This window comes from Rhodopseudomonas sp. P1 (assembly GCF_039642825.1).
GTDB lineage: Bacteria > Pseudomonadota > Alphaproteobacteria > Rhizobiales > Xanthobacteraceae > Rhodopseudomonas > Rhodopseudomonas palustris_H.
In genome coordinates this window covers 4,083,896-4,105,054 of sequence record NZ_CP088006.1, presented here as the reverse complement: position 1 = coordinate 4,105,054, position 21,159 = coordinate 4,083,896, and the positions used below count along the sequence as shown (strand labels likewise).

19 protein-coding genes and 1 pseudogene are annotated in these 21,159 nt (G+C 63.8%); 11 read left to right on the top strand and 9 right to left on the bottom strand.

The features are described 5' to 3' along the window. Positions 1 to 11: 11 nt before the first annotated feature. Together LRC39_RS19005 and metF are read right to left on the bottom strand one after the other, a co-directional pair. Entirely contained in the window at positions 12 to 413 is a 402-nt protein-coding gene (locus tag LRC39_RS19005) for an endonuclease domain-containing protein (RefSeq protein WP_346295283.1), read from the bottom strand. Positions 414 to 495: 82 nt separating this feature from the next. After that, positions 496 to 1,383 (bottom strand): methylenetetrahydrofolate reductase [NAD(P)H], encoded by an 888-nt coding sequence (gene metF, locus LRC39_RS19000; protein ID WP_346295282.1) that lies wholly within the window; start codon positions 1,381 to 1,383, stop codon positions 496 to 498. 410 nt (positions 1,384 to 1,793) lie between these two features. Here metF and LRC39_RS18995 point away from each other — a divergent pair, with 410 nt between their 5' ends. Further along, positions 1,794 to 2,810, top strand: a complete 1,017-nt coding sequence (locus LRC39_RS18995) for an LLM class flavin-dependent oxidoreductase (protein ID WP_164572511.1) — start codon at positions 1,794 to 1,796, stop codon at positions 2,808 to 2,810. 115 nt (positions 2,811 to 2,925) lie between these two features. Here LRC39_RS18995 and LRC39_RS18990 read toward each other — a convergent pair whose 3' ends face one another. Both LRC39_RS18990 and LRC39_RS18985 read right to left on the bottom strand, forming a co-directional pair. Beyond that, the gene (locus LRC39_RS18990; RefSeq protein WP_264053017.1) at positions 2,926 to 3,768 is read right to left on the bottom strand and encodes a prephenate dehydratase; all 843 of its coding nucleotides are present in this window, start codon (positions 3,766 to 3,768) and stop codon (positions 2,926 to 2,928) included. Between the two features lie 70 nt (positions 3,769 to 3,838). Beyond that, the gene (locus tag LRC39_RS18985) at positions 3,839 to 4,576 is read right to left on the bottom strand and encodes a 3-deoxy-manno-octulosonate cytidylyltransferase (protein WP_346295281.1); all 738 of its coding nucleotides are present in this window, start codon (positions 4,574 to 4,576) and stop codon (positions 3,839 to 3,841) included. A 199-nt stretch (positions 4,577 to 4,775) separates the two neighbouring features. On the opposite strand from LRC39_RS18985, the gene LRC39_RS18980 reads away from it, so the two are divergent. The 9 genes from LRC39_RS18980 to LRC39_RS18940 all read left to right on the top strand — a co-directional run bounded on the left by LRC39_RS18980 (position 4,776) and on the right by LRC39_RS18940 (position 14,583). Further along, positions 4,776 to 5,330, top strand: coding sequence for a c-type cytochrome (locus tag LRC39_RS18980; RefSeq protein ID WP_107356467.1), 555 nt, complete (start codon positions 4,776 to 4,778; stop codon positions 5,328 to 5,330). A 212-nt stretch (positions 5,331 to 5,542) separates the two neighbouring features. Further along, positions 5,543 to 7,438: an extracellular solute-binding protein gene (locus LRC39_RS18975; RefSeq protein WP_346295280.1), complete on the top strand. Its 1,896-nt coding sequence runs from the start codon at positions 5,543 to 5,545 to the stop codon at positions 7,436 to 7,438. 14 nt (positions 7,439 to 7,452) lie between these two features. Next, positions 7,453 to 9,321 (top strand): extracellular solute-binding protein, encoded by a 1,869-nt coding sequence (locus tag LRC39_RS18970; RefSeq protein WP_346295279.1) that lies wholly within the window; start codon positions 7,453 to 7,455, stop codon positions 9,319 to 9,321. 1 nt (position 9,322) lies between these two features. Further along, on the top strand, positions 9,323 to 10,432 hold the full coding sequence (locus LRC39_RS18965; RefSeq protein WP_264053012.1) for a microcin C ABC transporter permease YejB: 1,110 nt from the start codon (positions 9,323 to 9,325) through the stop codon (positions 10,430 to 10,432). Next, the gene (locus LRC39_RS18960) at positions 10,432 to 11,610 is read left to right on the top strand and encodes an ABC transporter permease (RefSeq protein ID WP_346295278.1); all 1,179 of its coding nucleotides are present in this window, start codon (positions 10,432 to 10,434) and stop codon (positions 11,608 to 11,610) included. Before LRC39_RS18965 ends, LRC39_RS18960 begins: the two co-directional genes overlap by 1 nt. 34 nt (positions 11,611 to 11,644) lie before the next feature. Then, complete coding sequence (locus tag LRC39_RS18955) at positions 11,645 to 11,860, top strand: hypothetical protein (RefSeq protein WP_346295277.1); 216 nt, start codon at positions 11,645 to 11,647, stop codon at positions 11,858 to 11,860. Next, the gene (locus LRC39_RS18950; protein ID WP_107345443.1) at positions 11,860 to 12,300 is read left to right on the top strand and encodes a type II toxin-antitoxin system VapC family toxin; all 441 of its coding nucleotides are present in this window, start codon (positions 11,860 to 11,862) and stop codon (positions 12,298 to 12,300) included. Before LRC39_RS18955 ends, LRC39_RS18950 begins: the two co-directional genes overlap by 1 nt. Next, positions 12,300 to 13,937, top strand: a complete 1,638-nt coding sequence (locus LRC39_RS18945) for an ABC transporter ATP-binding protein (RefSeq protein WP_346295276.1) — start codon at positions 12,300 to 12,302, stop codon at positions 13,935 to 13,937. The genes LRC39_RS18950 and LRC39_RS18945 overlap by 1 nt, the downstream gene beginning before the upstream one ends. A 7-nt stretch (positions 13,938 to 13,944) precedes the next feature. Next, positions 13,945 to 14,583, top strand: coding sequence for an NUDIX domain-containing protein (locus tag LRC39_RS18940; protein ID WP_264074235.1), 639 nt, complete (start codon positions 13,945 to 13,947; stop codon positions 14,581 to 14,583). Here LRC39_RS18940 and LRC39_RS18935 read toward each other — a convergent pair. Together LRC39_RS18935 and LRC39_RS18930 are read right to left on the bottom strand one after the other, a co-directional pair. After that, positions 14,567 to 15,412, bottom strand: a complete 846-nt coding sequence (locus LRC39_RS18935; RefSeq protein ID WP_346295275.1) for a C40 family peptidase — start codon at positions 15,410 to 15,412, stop codon at positions 14,567 to 14,569. The genes LRC39_RS18940 and LRC39_RS18935 overlap by 17 nt on opposite strands. Then, a complete protein-coding gene (locus LRC39_RS18930) occupies positions 15,405 to 16,787 on the bottom strand; it encodes a leucyl aminopeptidase family protein (protein WP_107356459.1) in 1,383 nt (460 codons plus the stop codon). Before LRC39_RS18930 ends, LRC39_RS18935 begins: the two co-directional genes overlap by 8 nt. A gap of 116 nt (positions 16,788 to 16,903) precedes the next feature. Between LRC39_RS18930 and LRC39_RS18925 the strand changes: the two genes are divergently transcribed. Next, on the top strand, positions 16,904 to 17,698 hold the full coding sequence (locus LRC39_RS18925) for a tetratricopeptide repeat protein (protein WP_107345438.1): 795 nt from the start codon (positions 16,904 to 16,906) through the stop codon (positions 17,696 to 17,698). A 23-nt stretch (positions 17,699 to 17,721) separates the two neighbouring features. Here LRC39_RS18925 and LRC39_RS18920 read toward each other — a convergent pair whose 3' ends face one another. The 3 genes and pseudogenes from LRC39_RS18920 to LRC39_RS18910 all read right to left on the bottom strand — a co-directional run bounded on the left by LRC39_RS18920 (position 17,722) and on the right by LRC39_RS18910 (position 21,145). Continuing rightward, positions 17,722 to 18,696, bottom strand: a complete 975-nt coding sequence (locus tag LRC39_RS18920; RefSeq protein ID WP_264074231.1) for a type II secretion system F family protein — start codon at positions 18,694 to 18,696, stop codon at positions 17,722 to 17,724. Between the two features lie 8 nt (positions 18,697 to 18,704). After that, positions 18,705 to 19,679, bottom strand: coding sequence for a type II secretion system F family protein (locus LRC39_RS18915; RefSeq protein ID WP_346297528.1), 975 nt, complete (start codon positions 19,677 to 19,679; stop codon positions 18,705 to 18,707). A 12-nt stretch (positions 19,680 to 19,691) separates the two neighbouring features. Beyond that, positions 19,692 to 21,145: pseudogene (locus LRC39_RS18910) on the bottom strand (CpaF family protein). Positions 21,146 to 21,159 lie beyond the last annotated feature (14 nt).

Genomic DNA, 21,159 nt, shown 5'->3' with positions numbered 1-21,159 from the left:
TTGCAAGTTACTCAGCGCGGCTCCCTCTCCCCGTCGGGGAGAGGGATGGGGTGAGGGGGATCGAACGCATGCGGTCTGATCGTTCGGGCAATCGTTTCGAGCACGCCGTCTGGATTCGACAGCACATCGTTGTTCCAGAACCGAACGACCAGATAGCCCATCGCGGAGAGCACCTCCGTTCGCGACGCATCCTGTTCGATCTGCTGTTCATGCTGTCCGCCGTCGAGTTCGATGACGAGCCGCGCTTCGGTGCAGCAGAAGTCGACGACAAATCTGTCGATCGGAAATTGCCGCTTGAATTTCCAGCCATCGAGCTGGCGATTGCGGAGACGGCGCCACAGCAGAGCTTCAGCCTGCGTCGGCTGAGCCCGCAGGCGCCTGGCGATCGGTGTACGCGTGGTGCGGATGACCATCGGCGCCCGTGCCCCTCACCCCAACCCTCTCCCCGACGGGGAGAGGGAGCGCGCCCTGCGCGCGGAGAATTTGGTTGCAAACTCACGCGGCTTGCCTTGCCGCCTGCGGCCGGAAGCCCAGCAGATGGCTGATGGCGAACACCAGGTCCGCGCGGTTCATGGTGTAGAAGTGGAAGTTGTTGACGCCGTGCTTGGCGAGCTTGTGCACCTGGCCGGCGGCGACGGTGGCGGCCACCAGCTTGCGGGTGTCGGGATCGTCGTCGAGGCCTTCGAACTGCTTGGCCAGCCAGTCCGGTACGCTGGCGCCGGCGCGGGCCGCAAAGCCGGCGGCCTGCTTGAAGTTCTGCACCGGCAGGATGCCCGGCACGATCGGGATGTCGATGCCGCGGGCGCGGACCCGGTCGAGGTAGCGGAAGTACAGGTCGTTATCGAAGAAGAACTGGGTGATGGCGCGCGTTGCCCCAGCATCGACCTTGGCCTTCAGGATGTCGAGGTCGGCATCGAAGCCGGTGCTCTCCGGATGTTTCTCCGGATAGGCCGACACCGTGACGTCGATGTCCGGATAGCGGCGCTTGATCGAGGCGACCAGATCGGCCGAGCTGCGATAGCCCTGCGGATGCGGCGTGTAGGGGCCGCCGAGACCGGTGGTCGGATCGCCGCGGAGCGCCACGATGTGGCGGACGCCGATGTCGTGATACCGCGCCACGACGTCGTCGACGTCGGCACAGGGGGCATCGACGCAGGTCAGATGCGCCGCCGGGGTCAGATCGGTTTCTTTCAGAATACGCGCGATCGTGGCATGGGTCCGCTCCCGGGTGGAGCCGCCGGCCCCATAGGTGACCGAGACGAAGCTCGGACGCAGCGGCGCCAGCCGGCTGATCGCCTGCCACAAATTGCGCTCCATCTCTTCGGTCTTCGGTGGGAAGAACTCGAAGGAAATTGCCGGAAGCTGCTGCGGCAGGTCGCTCATCTGATGGTCATCCAGTTTGAAAGGGCGGTTCGGGCGTCCACAGGCGCGTGCGGCTGCCCAACGGTCAGGAACCTCCACGAACCGCGTTAAATTAGGCCGAACTGCTTTCGGCGGCCAGCCCACTTTGGGCGATATCGATTTGGGAAGTTGCCCAAAATAGTCCGTTTTGTGCGTTCGATGGCGCTGGGGGCTGTCCGGGAGTGGGCAGGGCGTATCCCGCGCCAGTTTCGAAAATCAACAGATCCGTCAGATGGTTGTGTGCAGCGCAGCGATTCTGGCGGAACCGGATGAGCCAGGCCTTCCCAAGCAGACGGTCATTCTGCCCACTCCGAAACAAACGGGCAGGGGATCGTCGAATTGCCTAGCCCAATACCTTTGCGCCGGCCTCGGTCGCGCACTAGGTTAGGCAAATGTTGCCACTCTCGATCCTCGATCTGTCCGTCGTCACCACCGGCACACCGCCGGCTGCGGCGTTGCGCAACTCGATCGACCTTGCGCGCCATGCGGACGCGCTGGGCTACGTGCGCTACTGGCTGGCCGAGCATCACAATCTTCCTTCAGTCGCGAGCCCCGCGCCGGACATCATGATTGGGCAGATCGCGGCGGTGACCGAACGCATCCATGTCGGCTCCGGTGGCGTGATGCTGCCCAACCACGCGCCGCTGGTCGTGGCGGAGCGCTTCAAGATGCTCGAAGCGCTGTTCCCCGGCAGGATCGATCTCGGCATCGGGCGCGCGCCGGGCACCGATCAGGCGACGATGCACGCGCTACGCCGACGGCTCGACGGCCGCGAGGGCGATGATTTTCTGGAGCGGCTGCAGGAGCTCACGCTGTGGGAGACGCGCGGGTTTCCGCCCGGCCATCCCTATAACAACGTTGTCGCGATGCCCGATGATACGCCGCTGCCGCCGATCTGGCTGCTCGGCTCCAGCGACTACAGTTCCGAGCTCGCCGCGCAGGTCGGGATGGGCTTCGCCTTCGCGCATCATTTCGCGTCACACGATGCCGTCGAGGCGCTGACGCATTATCGCAGCAACTTCCGCCCCACGCGTTGGCGATCGACGCCGCACGGCATTTTGGCCGTCGCCGCCGTTGTCGCCGACACCGATGAGGAAGCGGAGCGGCTCGCAAGTTCGATGGATCTCAGTCGCCTGCTGCGCGATCGCGGCCGCTACGTGCCGCTGCCAAGCGTCGAAGAAGCTCTGTCTTATTCGTACACCGACGCCGACCGCGCCTCGATCGCGCGCAATCGCTCGCGGCTGTTCGTCGGCAGTCCGGCGACGGTGCGGCAGGCGTTGCAGCCGCTGATCTCCGCAAGCCACGCCGACGAGCTGATGGTGATTACCGCAGTGTACGACCACGAGGCGCGCAAGCGCAGCTACAGCCTGCTGGCCGACGCCTTCGAGTTGCAGCGCGCGGCGGCGTAGTTCGAAAAAACAGCTTTCGTCATTGCGAGGAGCGAAGCGACGAAGCAATCCAGAAGCTCAGTGCACCGAGCTGGATTGCTTCGCTTCGCTCGCAATGACGTGGCAGGGCTCTCGCCTAGCGCTCGCTGAACGTGTCGCGGAAGGGGTGGCCCGGATAGACGCCGACGATGCGGAATTCGCGGGAGAAGAACTTCAGTTCGTCGAGCGCGAAGGCGAGGTTGCGGTCCTCCGGATGACCTTCGACGTCGGCGTAAAACTGCGTCGCGAAGAAATTGCCGTCGACCATGTAGCTTTCCAGCTTGGTCATGTTGACGCCGTTGGTGGCGAAGCCGCCGAGCGCCTTGTAGAGCGCGGCCGGCAGGTTGCGCACGCGGAACACAAACGTGGTGACGAGCTTGCCGGAGCCTTGCGCCGCCCAGCGCGGCTCGCGCGCCAGCACCACGAAGCGGGTAGTGTTATGCGCTTCGTCTTCGATGTCTTCGGCCAGGATCTCGAGGCCATAGATCTTCGCCGCCAACCGCGATGAGATTGCCGCGCAGGTCTTGTCGCCGCGCTCGGCGATGATCCGTGCAGAGCCGGCGGTGTCGCCGGCGACGATCGGCTTCAATCCGAACTTGCGGATGATGCGGCGGCATTGGCCGAGCGCATGGACGTGGCTTTCGACCGTCTTGATGTCTTCGAGCTTGGCGCCGGGCACCGCGACGAGCTGATGCCGGATCGGCAGGAACCACTCGCCGACGATGAACAGCTTGGAGGTCGGCAGCAGGTGGTGGATGTCGGCGACTCGGCCGGCGACCGAATTCTCGATCGGGATCATGCCGAGATCGGCTTCACCCGAGGAGATCGCGCTCAGCGCGTCCTCGAAGGTGGCGCAAGGCATCGCCTCGGCGGTGGGATAGGCGTCGCTGATCGCGATGTGGGAATTGGCGCCGGGTTCGCCCTGGAATGCGATTTTCATGGTCTGATCTTAGCGTCCTGTGTCTGGCGCGCGTTCTAGCAGCCGTAGCGGTTTTCGCCAGTGGGCGGGGTCAGCCGCCGAGCACGCGTCGTGCGGTCTCGAGATCAGCCGGCGTATCGACCCCGCGCGGCACGGTATCCACGATGCCGACGTCGATCCGCATGCCAGCCTCCAACGCACGGAGCTGTTCGAGCTTTTCGCGCAACTCGAGTGGGGAAGGGGGCAACGCCACGAACCGCTCCAGGGCGGCGCGGCGGTAGCCGTACAGGCCGATGTGATGGTAGCGCGGCCCGTCGCCCCAGGGCGCGGTGGCGCGGGTAAAGTAAAGCGCCCGCAGCCGGTCCGGGGCGAGCGGCGAGCCGATCACCTTGACCACGTTTGGGTTGGTGGCCTCTTCCTCGGTGTGGATCTCGGCGGCCAGCGTGGCGATGTCGACGGCCGGGTCGGCGAGCGGTCCCAGCACGGCGCCGATCTGCTCGGGACGGATGGTCGGGAAATCGCCCTGCAGATTGATCACGGTCTCGATCTTGCGGTCCGGGTCCAGCGTCTGCAGCGCCTCGAAGATGCGGTCCGATCCGGAAGGATGATCGGCGCGGGTCATCACCACCTCGCCGCCATGGGCGGTCACGGCGGCAGCGATCTCCGGCGTATCGGTCGCCACCGCTACCCGGCCGATCTCCGCCGCCTGCGCCCGGCGCAGCACCTGCACCACCATCGGCAGCCCGGCGATGTCGAGCAGCGGTTTGCCGGGCAGCCGCGTCGCGGCCATCCGGGCGGGGATCAGAACCAGAGTGGCAGGAGATGTCATGGGAGGATCGCTTGCAGCGGATGATGCACCGCAGCGAATGCCGGAACTGGTATCAGGCTGCCCGAAGCGACGCGTGTGAGGCGTTTATACGGGTTGCCAGCGCAGGGGCAAACCGATATCTCATCCCGACTAAAGTCGAGTTGAGAATGCCTCCGATGAACAAGTCCGGACGCGGACTGGTTTGGAAACGCGAGCGAAAATGGATACTTTCGAACTCAACAAAATTGTCGGCGCGATCTTCGGGACCTTGCTGATCCTGTTGCTATCCAACTTCGCCGCGCAGGCGATCTTTTCCCCGACCAAGCCCGAAAAGCAGGGCTACGCCATCGCCGTGAAGGAAGCCGAGCCGGCTCAGGCGAAGGATGCGGCGCCGAAGGCGGACGAGCCGATTGAGAAGCTGCTGCAGACCGCCTCGGTGGATCAGGGCTCCAAGGTCGCCAAGAAGTGCGCTGCCTGCCACACCTTCGAAAAAGACGGCCCGAACCGCGTCGGCCCGAACCTCTACGGCATCGTCGGCGACCATCGCGGCGAAGGCCGCAACGGTTTCAATTTCTCGGCTGCGATGAAGGCCAAGGGCGGCGCCTGGACGTTCGACGAGCTCAACAAGTTCCTCGCCAATCCGAAGGGCTACATCCCCGGCACCGCGATGAGCTTCGCCGGCATTCCGAACGACAAGGAACGGGCCGACCTGATCGCCTATCTCAACAAGAATTCAGACAAGCCCGAAGCGCTGCCGGCGACGGCAGAGAAGTAACGATTTTCCAAGATTGGAATGTTGAACGGCCGGGATTTTCCCGGCCGTTTTGTTTTGCGAAACCGATGCGGATTAAACATCGGTAACCGGGACCTTTCGCCGCAAGTCGGCCGTGCGTGGGGTGTTATCCTCCGCCAAAATCGCCATAATCGGACGAATCCTCGGACAGTCCGGTCTGGGCGAAGACCGCAGCGAACAGGGATTTCAGTATCGTGACGTTGACCCGACGACATCTTCTGCAGGGCGGCTTGTTGGCCGCAGTGACTCCGGTTTTGAGCTTCAGCCCCGGTCCGTTTGGGGCGAGCGCGGCGCGCGCCGAAACCGCGGTCGATGGTGCGGCCTGGCGCCATGGTCTGTCGCTGTTCGGGGACCTGAAATATCCGGCCGGCTTCGCACAGTTCGATTATGTGAATCCGAAAGCTCCGAAGGGCGGTATCGCGCGGCAGATCGCGCTCGGCACCTTCGACAATTTCAATCTCGCGGTCGCCGGTGTGAAGGGCAACATCGCCGGTCCTGCGGGGTATCTCTACGAAACCCTGATGACGCCGTCGCAGGACGAGGTCGGCACCGAGTACGGTCTGCTCGCCGAGGGCGCCGCGCATCCCGACGATTTTTCCTGGGTGATCTATCGCTTGCGCAAGGAGGCGCGCTGGAACGACGGCAAGCCGGTCACCGCCGACGACGTGGTGTTCTCGTTCGACGCGCTGAAGAAGTACAGCCCACGTTACGCCTCTTATTATCGTCATGTCGTCAAAGCCGAGAAGCTCGGCGAGCGCGACATCCGTTTCACCTTCGATGCGCCGGGCAATCGCGAACTGCCGACCATCGTCGGAGAATTGATGGTGCTGCCGAAGCATTGGTGGGAAGGCACTGACGCGCAGGGACGCAAGCGCGACATCTCGGCCACGACGCTGGAGCCGCCGCTCGGCTCCGCCCCCTATAAGATCAAGGAGTTCGTCGCCGGCCGCTCGGTCGTGCTGGAGCGGGTGAAGGACTATTGGGGCGAGAAGCTGCCGGTGCGGATCGGCCAGAACAATTTCGACGAACTGCGGTTCGAGTACTTCCGCGACAATACGGTGGCGCTGGAAGCCTTCAAGGCCGATCAGGCCGACTGGATCATGGAGAACTCCGCCAAGCAGTGGGCGACCGCCTACGACTTTCCGGCGGTGAACGACAAGCGCGTCGTCAAAGAAGAATTCCCGATCAACGACTCCGGCCGGATGCAAGCCTTCGTGCTGAATACCCGCCGCGAGATGTTCAAGGACCCGCGGGTGCGGCGTGCCTTCAACTACGCGTTCGACTTCGAGGAAATGAACAAGCAGCTGTTCTACGGACAGTACAAGCGGATCGCGAGCTTCTTCGAAGGCACCGAGCTCGCCTCCAGCGGGCTGCCTGAAGGGCAGGAGTTGGCGTTCCTCGAAACGGTGCGCGACAAGGTGCCGGCCGAGCTGTTCACGCAGCCCTACACCAATCCAGTCGGCGGCAATCCGGAGGCGGTGCGCGCCAACTTGCGCGAGGCGATCAAGCTGGTGAAAGAAGCCGGCTTCGACATCAAGGATCGCAAGCTGGTCGATCCGTCCGGCAAGCCGGTGGCGGTCGAGATCCTGGTGCAGGACCCGTCGTCGGAGCGGATCGCGTTGTTCTACAAGCCGTCGCTGGAGCGGCTGGGCGTTGCCGTCTCTATCCGTGTGGTCGACGACGCGCAGTACCAGAATCGGATTCGCGCGTTCGATTTCGACATCATCACCGATCTGTGGGGCCAGTCGCTGTCGCCCGGTAACGAGCAGCGCGACTATTGGGGATCCCAGGCGGCCAATGAGCAGGGCTCGCACAACACCATTGGCATCAAGAATCCCGCCATCGATGAGCTGATCGAGAAGGTGATCTACGCCAAGGATCGGGCCACGCTGGTTGCCGCCACGCGGGCGCTCGACCGTGTGCTGCTGTGGAACTTCTACGTCGTGCCGCAATTCACCTACGGTTTCATGCGCTACGCGCGCTGGGATCGGTTTGGGCACGCGCCGCTGCCGAAATACGCCCGCTCCGGTCTGCCGGCGCTGTGGTGGTACGACGCCGACAAGGCCGCCAACCTCGGCAAGCGCTCTTGAGGATTGCTTCGCGTATGGCGCAGCTCAATCGTCGCAACGTGCTCGCTCTCGGCGTCGGCGCGCTCGCCGCCGCGCAGCTGAGGGGTACCGCCGTCGCGGCCGACGGCGAAACGGTGTCCCACGGCATCTCAGCGTTCGGTGACTTGAAGTATCCGGCCGATTTCGTGCAGTTCGACTACGTCGATGCGAAGGCTCCCAAGGGCGGGCTGTTCTCGACCATTCCGTCGGTCCGCGCCTTCAATCAGTCGTTCCAGACCTTCAATTCGCTCAACGCCTTCATCCTCAAGGGCGACGGCGCGCAGGGGATGGGGCTGACCTTTGCGACGCTGATGGCGCGGGCGGGCGACGAGCCGGATGCGATGTACGGCTTCGCCGCGTCCAAGGTGGCGATCTCCGCCGACGGGCTGACCTATCGTTTCACGATGCGGCCCGAGGCGCGGTTTCACGACGGCAGCAAGCTGACCGCGCGTGATGCCGCGTTCTCGCTCAACATTCTGAAGGCCAAAGGCCATCCGCTGATCACGCAGCAACTGCGCGACTTCATTGAGGCGAAGGCCGACGGTGACGCGACGCTGATCGTCACCTTCAAGCCGAAGCGCGCGCGGGACGTGCCGTTGTTCGTCGCCGCGCTGCCGCTATTTTCGGAAGCTTACTACGCCAAGCAGCCGTTCGATGAATCGACCATGGAAGTGCCGCTCGGCAGTGGGCCCTACAAGGTCGGTCGGATGGAATCGGGCCGCTATATCGAATTCGATCGGGTCAAGGATTGGTGGGGCGCCAAGCTGCCGGTGAATGTCGGGTCGTACAATTTCGACACGGTGCGGTTCGAATTCTATCGCGATCGCGACGTCGCCTTCGAAGGCTTCACCGGGCGCAGCTACCTGTTTCGCGAGGAGTTCACCTCGCGGATCTGGAACACCCGCTACGATTTTCCCGCGATCCACGACGGCCGCGTCAAGCGCGAGATGCTGCCGGACGACACGCCGTCGGGCGCACAGGGCTGGTTCATCAACACCCGCCGCGACAAATTCAAGGACCCGCGGGTGCGCGAAGCGCTCGGCTGCGCGTTCGATTTCGAATGGACTAACAAGACCATCATGTACGGCACCTATGCGCGCACGGTGTCGCCGTTCCAGAATTCGGACATGATGGCGGTGGGCGCGCCGTCGCCCGAAGAGCTTGCGCTGCTCGAGCCGTTTCGCGGCAAGGTGCCGGACGAGGTGTTCGGTGCGCCGTTCGTGCCGCCGGCGTCCGACGGCTCCGGGCAAGACCGCGCGCTGCTGCGCCACGGCGCGCAGCTCCTCAACGATGCGGGCTTCCCGATCAAGAACGGCAAACGTCTGACGCCGTCCGGTGAGCCGTTCCGCGTCGAATTCCTGCTCGAGGAGCCGGCATTCCAGCCCCACCATATGCCGTTCATCAAAAACCTCGGCACGCTCGGCATCGAAGCAACCTTGCGGCTGGTCGATCCGGTGCAGCAGCGGGCGCGTCGCGATGATTTCGATTTCGATCTCGCGATCGAGCGCTACAGCTTCTCGACAGTGCCGGGCGACGCGCTGCGCAATTTTTTCTCGTCACAGGCGGCCGCCACCAAGGGGTCGAACAACCTCGCCGGCATTTCCGATCCGGTGATCGATGCGATGATCGATCAGGTGATCGCCGCCGACACCCGCATCAAGCTGGTGGTCGCGGCGCGGGCGCTCGACCGTCTGATCCGGGCCGGGCGCTATTGGGTGCCGCAATGGTATTCGGCCTCGCACCGGCTCGCCTATTGGGACGTGTTCGGCCATCCGCCCAATCTACCAAAATACGTCGGCGTCGGCGTGCCGGAACTTTGGTGGGCGAAGGATACGGCGGCTGCGGCCGACCGAGGGAAGAAATAGCATGGCCGCCTATATCGCTCGCCGCGTCCTGCTGATGTTTCCGACTCTGCTCGGGATTTTGTTCGTCTCTTTTGTCGTCGTGCAGTTCGCGCCCGGCGGTCCGGTTGAACGAGTGATCGCGCAGATTTCCGGGGCCGACACCGGCGCCTCGTCGCGCGTCTCGGGTTCGTCCGGTGGGGACTTCGGTGCACGGCCGCAGGTCGCCGGTTCGGCGGATGCGGTGAACTCGAAATATCGCGGCGCCCAGGGACTCGATCCGGAATTCGTCAAGAGTCTCGAAAAGCAGTTCGGCTTCGACAAGCCGGCGCCCGAGCGCTTCGCGATCATGCTGTGGAATTTCGCGCGGTTCGATTTCGGTAAGAGCTATTTCCGCGATGTCAGCGTGCTGCAGCTGATCAAGGAGAAGCTGCCGGTCTCGATGTCGCTCGGGATCTGGATGACGCTGCTGACCTATTTGATCTCGATCCCGCTCGGCATTCGCAAGGCGGTGCAGGACGGCTCGAAATTCGACACCTGGACTTCTGCGGTGATCATCGTCGGCTTCGCGATTCCGGGCTTCCTGTTCGCGATCCTGTTGATCATCCTGTTCGCTGGCGGCTCGTTCTTCAGCTGGTTTCCACTGCGCGGGCTGACCTCCGACGGGTGGAGCCAGTTTCCCTGGTACTGGAAGATCCTCGACTATTTCTGGCACCTGACGCTGCCATTGATCTCGATGGCGCTCGGCGCATTCGCCACCATGACGCTGCTGACCAAGAACTCGTTCCTGGACGAGATCCGTAAGCAATACGTCATGACCGCGCGTGCCAAGGGCTGCAGCGAGACCCAGGTGCTGTACGGACACGTGTTCCGCAATGCCATGCTGATCGTGATCGCCGGCTTTCCGGGCGCGTTCATCCACGCGTTCTTCTCGGGCTCGCTGTTGATCGAGACCATTTTCTCGCTCGACGGGCTCGGCCTGCTCGGCTTCGAAAGCGTACTCAACCGCGACTATCCGGTGGTGTTCGGCACGCTCTTCATCTTTTCCCTGGTCGGCCTGGTGGTGAACCTGATTTCCGATCTCACCTATATGTGGATCGATCCCCGGATCGACTTCGAGGCGCGGGACGTCTGATGACGCTGATCGCACGCGAGCCGATCGAAACCACCACGCAGGCGCCGCTCGGCGAGGCGGTGCCGCCAACGCACCACCGGCTGTCGCTGTCGCCGCTGAACAAGCGGCGCTGGCAGAACTTCAAGGCCAACCGGCGCGGCTACTGGTCGTTCTGGATCTTTCTGGTGCTGTTCGGCATCTCGCTGTTCGCCGAATTCATCGCCAACGACCGGCCGCTGCTGATCAAGCTCGACGGTCATTATTATTTCCCGGCGGTCGTAACCTATTCCGAGACCACCTTCGGCGGCGACTTCGAAACGGCAGCAGATTATCGCGATCCGTTTCTGCAGAAGCTGATCGCCGACAAGGGCGGCACGGTGATCTGGGCGCCGATCCGCTATTCCTACGGCACTCACAATCTCGACCTGCCGACGCCGGCGCCGTCGAAGCCGACCTGGCTGCTAACCGAACAGGAATGCGCCGCGGTGGTCGCCAAGAAGGGCGTCAAGAGCTGCCGCGATCTCGAATACAATTGGCTCGGCACTGACGATCAGGGCCGTGACGTCGTTGCACGGCTGATCTACGGATTCCGGATCTCGATCCTGTTCGGCCTCAGCCTGACGATCATCTCGTCGATCGTTGGCGTCGCGGCCGGCGGCATCCAGGGCTATTTCGGCGGCTGGGTCGATCTCACCTTCCAACGGCTGATCGAAGTCTGGACCGCGATTCCGTCGCTGTACCTGCTGCTGATCCTGTCGTCGGTGCTGGTGCCGGGTTTCTTCGTGCTGCTCGGCATCCTGCTGCTGTTCAGCTGGGTGTCGCTGGTCGGCCTGGTGCGGGCTGAGTTTTTGCGCGGCAGAAACTTTGAGTACATCACCGCGGCCCGGGCGCTCGGCGTGTCCAACGCCAAGATCATGGTCCGTCACCTGCTGCCGAACGCGATGGTGGCGACCATGACGTTCCTGCCGTTCATCGTGTCGTCCTCGGTGATGACCTTGACGGCGCTGGACTTCCTCGGCTTCGGCCTGCCGCCTGGCTCACCGTCGCTGGGCGAATTGCTGGCGCAGGGCAAGGCCAACGTTCAGGCCCCATGGCTCGGCTTCACCGGGTTCTTCGCCGTCGCCATCATGCTGTCGCTGCTGATCTTCATCGGCGAAGCCGTCCGCGACGCCTTCGACCCGCGCAAGACGTTCAGGTGAAGGTGTGATAAACTCTCATTCCGGAGCAGAGGCGATGAACAAGATTGTTCGAGAGTATCCGGTCGATAAGCTGCCGTCGGACCTTCAGGAAGGTCTGCCGCAGCATGGTTGGGTCGAGATCGAATTTAGGCCCAAGGCCGATCGCGAGCCGAGGATCATGCTCGCTCCGCTCGCAGGCTCCGTTCCCAATCTCCACGGCAGCGACGAAGACGTCGTTCGGCATATCCGCGAGTTGCGCGAAGATCACTGATGTGGGCGCGTTTCAAAGATCGGCCGATCTACCTGGACTCGAACATCATCATCTATGCGATCGAGCAAGGCAGCCAATGGGCCGAGACGATCCGCGCATTTTTGGGTGCGATCGATGCTGATGACGTGCGGGTGGTCACCTCCGAATTGACGATCGCCGAGGTCATGCCAAAGCCGATCTCGCTCAAAAACCCGGACTATTTGGAAAAGTACGAGTTGTTCTTTTCACCTCTTAGTCCGCTTCTGACGGTACCGGTCAGTCGGGATATCCTCCTAGCTTCCTGTCATATCCAGGCTGAACTGGGGATCAAACCGATGGATGCGATCCACGTGGCGACTGCGCGAGCGGCAGGATGTGAGAACTTCTTGACCGAAGACCAACGGCTGGGCCGTGCGATCGCCGGCGGGCCGACATGGCTTCAACTCAGCGAGCTTGTCTGATGGACGCGATCAACCAGCCTCTGCTTGATGTCAGCGACCTGTCTGTCGCCTTCCATCAGCCCAGCGGGACGACGACGGCCGTCGATCATGTGTCGTTCCGGATCAAGCGTGGCGAATGTGTTGCGCTGGTGGGTGAGTCCGGCTCGGGCAAGTCGGTCAGCGCGCTGTCGATCCTGAAGCTGCTGCCGTATCCGAGCGCGTCGCATCCGTCCGGCCAGATCCGGTTCAAGGGACGCGAACTGCTCGGGATGTCCGAGCGCGAGATCCGCGGCATTCGCGGCAACGAGATCTCGATCGTGTTTCAGGAGCCGATGACCTCGCTCAATCCGCTGCACACGATCGAGGCGCAGATCGGCGAGATTCTGCAATTGCACGGCGGCGTGCGCGGCGCCAAGCCGCGGGCGCGAATCATCGAGCTGCTGACGCAGGTTGGTATTCCCGAACCGGAGACGCGTCTCGCCAGCTATCCGCATCAATTGTCCGGCGGACAGCGGCAGCGCGTGATGATCGCGATGGCGCTCGCCAACGAGCCGGATCTGTTGATTGCCGACGAGCCGACCACGGCGCTCGATGTCACCGTGCAGGCGCAGATCCTGGCGCTACTTGCGGACATCCGGGCGCGGCTCGGGATGAGCATGCTGTTCATCACCCACGATCTCGGAATCGTCCGTCGCATCGCCGACACGGTGTGCGTGATGCATACCGGCAAGATCGTCGAGCAGGGGCCGGTCGAACAAGTGTTCACCGATCCGCAGCATCCCTACACCAAGGCGCTGCTCGCGGCCGAGCCGAAGCCAGACCCGGCACCGCCGTGTCCCGATGCGCCGGTGGTGATCTCCACCGATGACCTCAAAGTCTGGTTTCCGATCCGTCGCGGCCTGATGCGCAAGACGGTCGGACACATCAAGGCGGTCGATGGCGTGAAGCTGGCGATCCGTAAAGGCGAGACGCTCGGCGTGGTCGGCGAGTCCGGCTCGGGCAAGACGACGCTCGGATTGGCGCTGCTGCGGCTTATCTCGTCCGACGGGCCGATCGTGTTTCTGGGCAACGATATCCAGGGCTTGAAGTTCAAGCAGATGCGGCCGTTCCGCCGCGATATGCAGATCGTGTTTCAGGACCCGTTCGGCGCGCTCAGCCCGCGCATGTCGGTCGGCGATATCATCGCCGAGGGGCTTAGCGTGCATCAGCCGCAACTCGGCGAGGCCGAGCGTGAAGCGCGGGTGATCAAGGCGCTGAAGGAGGTCGGTCTCGATCCCGCCACCCGCTTCCGCTATCCGCACGAGTTCTCCGGCGGCCAGCGCCAGCGGATTTCGATCGCGCGCGCGGTGGTGCTGGAGCCGAACTTCGTTGTGCTCGATGAGCCGACCAGCGCGCTCGACATGCTGTTTCAGGCGCAGATGGTCGATCTGCTACGCGAACTGCAGCGCAAGCGCGATCTGACCTATATGTTTATTTCGCACGATCTGCGCGTCGTGGCCTCGCTTGCCAGTCATCTGATCGTCATGAAACAAGGCAAAGTGGTCGAGGAAGGCCCTGCGGCCGAGCTGTTCAAGTCGCCGAAGACCGACTATACGCGGGCGCTGTTCGCCGCTGCGTTCCGGCTTGAGACCGCGCCCGGCGGCGCCGCGGCCCAATAGGTGTTTGATGAGCGAGAGCGACCAAACTGATCAGCTCGCGGACCACGCGGCGGATGTCACCGTGTCGGCGCCTGAGCTGATCGGGCAGGGGTTCATGTCCTATCAGCGTTTCGAGGTGTCGATTCGGCGCGACGGCGAGCCGCCGCTGTTGCAGCGGCGGGACGTGCTGCGCGCCAGCCGCGTTGCCGCCGTGGTCCCGATCGATCTGGCGCGGGATTCGGTTGTTCTGATCCGGCAGTTTCGCCTTCCGGCGCATCTTGCCACCGGTCGCGGCGACATGGTCGAGATCGTCGCCGGCCGGGTCGACCCGCATGAGAGCGATGCGGATGCGGCACGGCGCGAATGCATCGAGGAGATCGGCGTCGCGCCGACGCAGCTTGCCGAGCTTTATCGCGTGCTGCCGACCCCGGGCCTCACCGATGAACAGGTCATCTTCTTTGTCGGCCACGTCGATTCCAGCGCGGTGCTGCAACGCGCCGGATTGGCCGAAGAAGACGAGGACACCGAGCCGTTCGTCGTAACCATCGATGAGGCGCTGGCGGCGCTCAGCCGCGGCGCGTTCAACAATGCGCTGCTCGTCACCGCCTTGCAGTGGCTGGCGCTCAATCGCGCGCGGCTGCGCGAGTGTTTCAGCCGAGCCGCTTGATCGCAGTCAGCGCGCTGCCGGCGGCTGCAATCCGCGCGATCGCCTCGTGCGTCGGTTCGATCGCCGTCGCCATGTGATAAGCATTGGCGTGTACGATGCTGGCGGCGTCGCGTGCGATCGCGACGTGGCCTTTCCAGAACAACAGATCCCCGCGCTTCAGTGCAGACTGCTCGTCGAGCGACACAGCCGTGCCGAGCGCGTCTGCCTGCATGTCGCTGTCGCGCGGCGCGGCGATGCCGCAGGCCGCCAGCGCGGTTTGCACCAGACCCGAACAGTCGATGCCGAGACTGCTACGCCCGCCCCACAGATACGGCGTGCCGACAAAGCGCTCGGCAACCGCGACGAAATCGGCTTCGACGTCAGCCACCGGTGCGACATGCCGGCGCGGCACGTGCCAGCCTTCCTGCGTCACCGCGAAACTCGCATCCTCGCGCACGATCGCCAGCCGCGCGCCGAGCGGCAGCGTCTCCGCCGGCGGCAGTTTGATCGAAGGACCGTGGAACGCGAAAGTGCGGAGCGCCGTCACCTTGTGGGTCGGTTCTGCGGCAGGCCTGTACAATGCGAGGTCCGGAAGCCAGCCGACATAGCCGTCGGTCATCAACTGGCCCCAGGCCCAGCCTTCTTCGGTGCGATCGTAAACGGTGACACGCTCGCCTTTTAGGGCCTCGGTCTCCAGCATCGCGCCGGAAAACGGCTCGCGCCGCACCGGAGCCACGCCGTAGCTGACTTCGAACACTTCGCCTTCGACGAACCGCGCCGCGGTGACTTGGCCTTCGAGATGTTTGGCGGCGAGGTCGGGCCGCGCCGGCGTCAGCCTGCGATCAGCCATAGCGCTCGCTCAACAGCGCGAAGATCGCGCGCGCGGCCTGGCATTCGCCACCTTCGGGACGACCGGGCTTGGCCTTCGGCGTCCAGCCGTAGATATCGACGTGCAGCCAGCTCTTGGCGGCTTCGACGAAACGCTGCAGGAACAACGCGCAGGTGATCGAGCCGGCAAAGCCGCCGGACGGCGCGTTGTTGATGTTTGCGACCTTGGAGTCGAGCCACGAGTCGTACGGGCCCCACAGCGGCATCCGCCACAGCGGATCGTTTTCCGCGCTGGCGTGGCGCGCGACGTCGAGCGCCAGCGCTTCATCGTTGGTGTAGTAGGGTGGCAGATCGGGACCGAGCGCGACGCGGGCTGCGCCGGTCAGTGTGCCGAGATCGATCAGCAGGTCCGGCGCTTCCTCGTCCGCATAAGCGAGCGCATCGGCCAGCACCAGCCGGCCTTCGGCATCGGTGTTGCCGATCTCGACGGTCGGCCCCTTGCGCGAGGGGAAGATATCGAGCGGCCGCATCGCGTTGCCGGCGACGGAGTTCTCGACCGCAGGGATCAGCACGCGCAACCGCAGCTTCAACCCGGCGTCCATGATCATCGAAGCCAGCGCCAGGACGTTGGCGGCGCCGCCCATGTCCTTCTTCATGATCAGCATCGCGCTCGATGGCTTCAGATCGAGGCCGCCGGTGTCGAAGCACACGCCCTTGCCGACCAGCGTGACCTTCGGGTGGGACGGATCGCCCCAGGTCAGATCGATCAGCCGCGGTGCGCGGGTCGAGGCCATGCCGACGGCGCGGATCAACGGGAAGTTCTGGGTGGCGAGCTCGTCACCGACGATGACGCTGATGCTCGCGCCGAAGCGCGTCGCCAGTGCGTCTGCAGCGTCGGCGAGTTCAGCCGGCCCCATGTCGTTCGACGGCGTGTTGATGAGGTCGCGCGCCAGTGCCGCTGCTTCTGCGGCGCGGCTGATCGCGGCGGCATCGACGCCATCCGGCGGAACCAGACGCACGGCCGGCGGCTCGGCCTTGCGATAGCGGCCAAACTTATAGGCGCCGAGCGCGAAGGCGAGAGCGGCAAGCCGCGCATCGTGAGGCGCGTTGGCGAAACGATACACGCCGGCGGGCAGCAGCCCGGGCAGGGCGCCGGGGCGGAACGGGTCGTGGCTTTTCGCGCCCGGCTCGTCGAGGCCGAACAGCACATGTCCAATCTCGCCGTCCGCCGTCGGCAGCGCCAGGTACTGACCCGGCTTGCCGCTATAGCCGCTCGCCGTTGCAAAGCGCTGAGCTGCTTCGGGCAGATCAGCTCGCACCGCATCCCAGCTGGATTTGGTGACGAACAGAATTGGCGTTGCGGACGGAGTAGGCTCGGTTTGGAAGATCGGGTGCATGCGTTGCGGCTCTTTCGAATCTTAAGGCGGTGCCGATGGCCGGAAGGATTAACCCAACATTAGGGTTAACGCTCTATTGCTGGGCCAGAATTCGTCGGCTTTGTGAGTATGGTGCCATGCGCGACCTGCCTTGTCTTGCCCGGTTTGCCGCATCCGCGGCGCTGACCGTCAGCCTGGCGGTGTCGCTCGCAGGTTGCAAGACCATGGGCATGGCCGATGTCACCGGCTCGCTCGGCAGCCGCAACGAGGCCGCAGCCGATCCAAACCGCGCCGTCGAGATCGCCGGCGATCGCTACCGGTCACGCCCCAACGATCCCGACGCCGCAATCGCTTACGGCAACGCGCTGCGCGCGATCGGCCAGCGCGCCCAGGCCGTCGCGGTGCTGGAGAAGGCCTCGCTCGCCAATCCGAGCAACAAAGCAGTGCGGGCCGCGTATGGCCGCGCGCTCGCCGACAACGGCAATTTCCAATTGGCGTTCGACACGCTGTCGCGGGCGCACAGCCCCGACAATCCCGATTGGCGGATCCTGTCGGTGCAGGGCACCGTGCTCGACCAGATGGGACGCAACGAGGAAGCGCGGCGTTACTACGCCAGCGCTCTGCGGCTTGCACCGGACGAGCCCTCGGTGCTGTCGAACCTCGGTATGTCCTACGTGCTGACCAAAGAGCTGCCGAAAGCCGAAGACACGCTGCGGCGCGCCTATGCAAGCGGCCGGGCGGACTCGCGCGTGCGTCAGAACCTGGCGCTGGTGATCGGCCTGCAGGGCCGCTACGCAGAAGCCGAGTCGATCGTGCGTGCCGACCTGCCGCCGGACGAGGCCGCCGCCAACGTCGCCTATCTCAAGGAGATGGTGAGCGGCCATGACGCCGCCCGAGCGGCAGGCCGCGGCGTACTGGCCTCCGGCCGCTAAGCTGATCCTTTAAGCGGTCGACCTTACTGCATCGCTGCGATGCGAATGCCGGTCGGGCCCAGGATCACCACGAACAGCACCGGCAGGAAGAACACGATCATCGGCACGGTGAGCTTGGGCGGCAGGGCTGCTGCCTTCTTCTCGGCCTCGTTCATGCGCATGTCGCGATTTTCCTGCGCCATCACCCGCAGGCTCTGGCCGAGCGGCGTGCCGTAGCGCTCCGACTGCTGCAGCGCCAGGCAGACCGACTTCACGCCGTCGAGGCCTGTACGCAGCGCCAGATTTTCGTAAGCCTGCTTGCGGTCCTGAAGATAGGACAGCTCGGCGGTGGTCAGGGTGAATTCTTCGGCGAGCGGGATCGACTGCGATCCGATTTCGATCGAGACCCGTCGGAACGCCGTTTCGATCGACATGCCGGACTCGATGCAGATCAAAAGCAGGTCGAGCGCGTCTGGAAACGCCCGCTTGATCGACAGTTGCCGCTTCTGGATCGCGTTTTTCAGAAACAGCATTGGCGCCTGCATGCCGAAGAAAATCGCGGCGACGCACATACCGATCTTGACCGTCAGTGGCTGGTCGAAATTCGCGATTACGAACACGTACAGTGCCGAGGCCGCGCCGAACGCGATCGGCATCACCATCCGGAAGAACAGAAAGGTGACATAGGGCGCCTGACCTCGGTAACCGGCCATCACCAGCTTGTCGCGTGCGGATTCTTGCGCCAGCCATTTGGCGAGGTTGAAGTCTTCCACCACGCGCGCCACGAATTTCTTCGGCGCCTGGCGCAGTGACACCTTCTCGGCTTTGGCGAGGCGATCGCGTTCGCGCTGCCGCAGGCGCTCGCGTTCGCTGCCGACGGCCTTCATTCGCTTGGCAAGCGTCTCGCCTGCAAAGAACGGAATGATGAGGGTGTAGACCGTCGCGCTGGCTGCGATGGCCGCGAGCAGCGTCGCCATGAACCGCGCGTCGTGGAACTTCTCGATTAGAAAATCCAACATGGCCGCCCTCAGAAGTCGAAGTTGATCATCTTCTTCATCACGAAGATGCCCGCCGACATCCACAGCGCCGAAGCCGCGAGGAGAATGCGACCGGTCGGATGTGTCCACAGCAGAGAGATGTAGTCCGGGGTCGTCACATAGACCAGCAGCATCACGATGATCGGCAGCGAACCGATGATCGCGGCCGATGCCTTGGCTTCCATCGACATCGCCTGGATCTTCTCGGCCATCTTTTTACGATCGCGCAGCACCTTGGACAGGTTTCCGAGCGCTTCGGAAAGGTTGCCGCCCGATTTTTGCTGGATCGAGATCACGATGCCGAAGAAGTTCGCTTCGGGAATCGGCATCCGCTCATACAGCCGGGCGCAGGCCTCGCCGATCGGCATGCCGATCGCCTGGGTCTCGATGATGGCATTGAACTCGCCCCGCAGCGGCTCAGGTGAATCGGCGGCCACCATCTTGATCGAGTCGAACAATGGCAGGCCGGCCTTGATACCGCGAACGATAACGTCAACCGCGTCGGGGAGGGCAGCCAGAAACTTCTTCTCGCGGCGGCGCTTGAGATAGCCGAGCGTCCAGCGCGGCAGTCCGAAGCCGGCGGCGAAACCAAGACCGGCCGCGGCCGGCAGTCCGGCGCCCAAGATGATCGCGATGCCCAGCACGAAGATGCCGAGCGAAGCCGAAACCACGCCGAATTTGCCGGGAGTCCAATCGAGACCTGCCTGCGACAGCTTGGCGGTCAGCGGGACGTTCTTCTGCTTTTCGTTGCGGGTCTCGATCTCTTTGAGAGAGCCTTCGATCTGCTCACGCCGTGACCGCTGCGTGCGATCGGCTTGACGCACGGTGGGCGTGGAGCGCGCGACGGAAGTCAGCCGCTGTTCGACAGTCTTCTCTCCGGACAGCAGCGGATAGACGAAAACCCATGCCACACCGCCGACGGCGATGGCAGCGAAGAAGCCGAGTGCGAGCGTTTGCATTTCTATCGCTCCGGCCTCTTATGAGTTGGCCACGACCTCCGCGGCATCCAGCGCCGCGGCGAGTCGTTGCTCTTCGCCGTAATAGCGGGCGCGTTCCCAGAACCGCGGACGACCGATGCCGGTGGCGCGGTGGCGGCCGACGATGTGACCGTTGGCATCCTCGCCCAACAGGTCGTAGACGAAGATGTCCTGGGTGATGATGGTGTCGCCTTCCATCCCCACCACCTCGGTGACGTGAGTGATGCGGCGGGAGCCGTCACGCAGGCGAGCCGCCTGGATGATGACGTCGATCGAGGCGCAGATCATCTCGCGGATCGTGCGCGAGGGCAGCGCGAATCCGCCCATCGTGATCATCGATTCGCAACGTGACAGGGCTTCGCGCGGATTGTTGGCGTGCAGCGTGCCCATCGAGCCGTCGTGACCAGTGTTCATCGCCTGCAACAGGTCGAACGCCTCTGGTCCGCGGACTTCGCCGACGATGATCCGCTCAGGACGCATACGCAGACAGTTGCGGACCAGATCTCGCATCGTGATCTGGCCTTCGCCTTCGATGTTGGGGGGGCGGGTTTCGAGGCGCACCACGTGCGGCTGCTGCAGTTGCAGTTCGGCCGCGTCTTCGCAGGTGATGATACGCTCGTCGTCGTCGATATAGTTGGTCAGGCAGTTCAGGAGGGTCGTTTTACCCGAGCCGGTACCGCCGGAGATCAGCACGTTGCAGCGGACCCTGCCAATGATCTGCAGAATCTGAGCGCCCTCCGGCGTGATCGCGCCGAATTTGACCAGCTGGTCGAGCGTCAGCTTGTCCTTCTTGAATTTGCGGATGGTGAGGGCTGGTCCGTCGATCGCCAGCGGCGGCACAATCGCGTTGACGCGGGAGCCGTCGGCGAGGCGCGCGTCGCAAATCGGCGAGGATTCGTCGACGCGCCGACCGACTTGGCTAACGATGCGCTGGCAGATGTTGAGGAGCTGTTGGTTGTCACGAAACCGAATGCCGGTGCGTTGAATCCGGCCTGCGACTTCGATGTAAACCGTGCCGGCGCCGTTGACCATGATGTCGGAAATGTCGTCGCGCGACAGCAGCGGCTCGAGCGGACCATAGCCGAGCACATCGTTGCAGATGTCGTCGAGCAGTTCCTCCTGCTCGGCGATCGACATCACGATGTTCTTGATCGCGATGATCTCGTTGACGATGTCGCGGATTTCTTCTCGGGCGGATTCGCCGTCGAGCTTGGCAAGCTGTGCCAGATCGATCGCTTCGATCAGGGCGCCGAAGATCGTCGCCTTGACTTGGTAGTAATTCTCGGAGCGGCGCGTCTCGACTGGCACCGGCGGCGCTGAAGGGGGCGCGCTGGCGCCAGCGGTGGTGATGACACGACCGGCTTGGGTTCGACGGCGCGCATCGTCGGCTCCGGCGAGAAGCTCGCCGGTTTCAAGGCCCTGACTTCGTTTTCCGGTCCGCGCTTACCAAACACCTCGATACTCCAAC

What these genes read in the sequence shown, in the direction of transcription:
- LRC39_RS19005 (WP_346295283.1), bottom strand. Translation starts at nt 413, where the DNA reads ATGGTCATCCGCACCACGCGTACACCGATCGCCAGGCGCCTGCGGGCT.
- metF (WP_346295282.1), bottom strand. Translation starts at nt 1,383, where the DNA reads ATGAGCGACCTGCCGCAGCAGCTTCCGGCAATTTCCTTCGAGTTCTTC.
- LRC39_RS18995 (WP_164572511.1), top strand. Translation starts at nt 1,794, where the DNA reads ATGTTGCCACTCTCGATCCTCGATCTGTCCGTCGTCACCACCGGCACA.
- LRC39_RS18990 (WP_264053017.1), bottom strand. Translation starts at nt 3,768, where the DNA reads ATGAAAATCGCATTCCAGGGCGAACCCGGCGCCAATTCCCACATCGCG.
- LRC39_RS18985 (WP_346295281.1), bottom strand. Translation starts at nt 4,576, where the DNA reads ATGACATCTCCTGCCACTCTGGTTCTGATCCCCGCCCGGATGGCCGCG.
- LRC39_RS18980 (WP_107356467.1), top strand. Translation starts at nt 4,776, where the DNA reads ATGGATACTTTCGAACTCAACAAAATTGTCGGCGCGATCTTCGGGACC.
- LRC39_RS18970 (WP_346295279.1), top strand. Translation starts at nt 7,453, where the DNA reads ATGGCGCAGCTCAATCGTCGCAACGTGCTCGCTCTCGGCGTCGGCGCG.
- LRC39_RS18965 (WP_264053012.1), top strand. Translation starts at nt 9,323, where the DNA reads ATGGCCGCCTATATCGCTCGCCGCGTCCTGCTGATGTTTCCGACTCTG.
- LRC39_RS18960 (WP_346295278.1), top strand. Translation starts at nt 10,432, where the DNA reads ATGACGCTGATCGCACGCGAGCCGATCGAAACCACCACGCAGGCGCCG.
- LRC39_RS18955 (WP_346295277.1), top strand. Translation starts at nt 11,645, where the DNA reads ATGAACAAGATTGTTCGAGAGTATCCGGTCGATAAGCTGCCGTCGGAC.
- LRC39_RS18950 (WP_107345443.1), top strand. Translation starts at nt 11,860, where the DNA reads ATGTGGGCGCGTTTCAAAGATCGGCCGATCTACCTGGACTCGAACATC.
- LRC39_RS18945 (WP_346295276.1), top strand. Translation starts at nt 12,300, where the DNA reads ATGGACGCGATCAACCAGCCTCTGCTTGATGTCAGCGACCTGTCTGTC.
- LRC39_RS18940 (WP_264074235.1), top strand. Translation starts at nt 13,945, where the DNA reads ATGAGCGAGAGCGACCAAACTGATCAGCTCGCGGACCACGCGGCGGAT.
- LRC39_RS18935 (WP_346295275.1), bottom strand. Translation starts at nt 15,412, where the DNA reads ATGGCTGATCGCAGGCTGACGCCGGCGCGGCCCGACCTCGCCGCCAAA.
- LRC39_RS18930 (WP_107356459.1), bottom strand. Translation starts at nt 16,787, where the DNA reads ATGCACCCGATCTTCCAAACCGAGCCTACTCCGTCCGCAACGCCAATT.
- LRC39_RS18925 (WP_107345438.1), top strand. Translation starts at nt 16,904, where the DNA reads ATGCGCGACCTGCCTTGTCTTGCCCGGTTTGCCGCATCCGCGGCGCTG.
- LRC39_RS18920 (WP_264074231.1), bottom strand. Translation starts at nt 18,696, where the DNA reads ATGTTGGATTTTCTAATCGAGAAGTTCCACGACGCGCGGTTCATGGCG.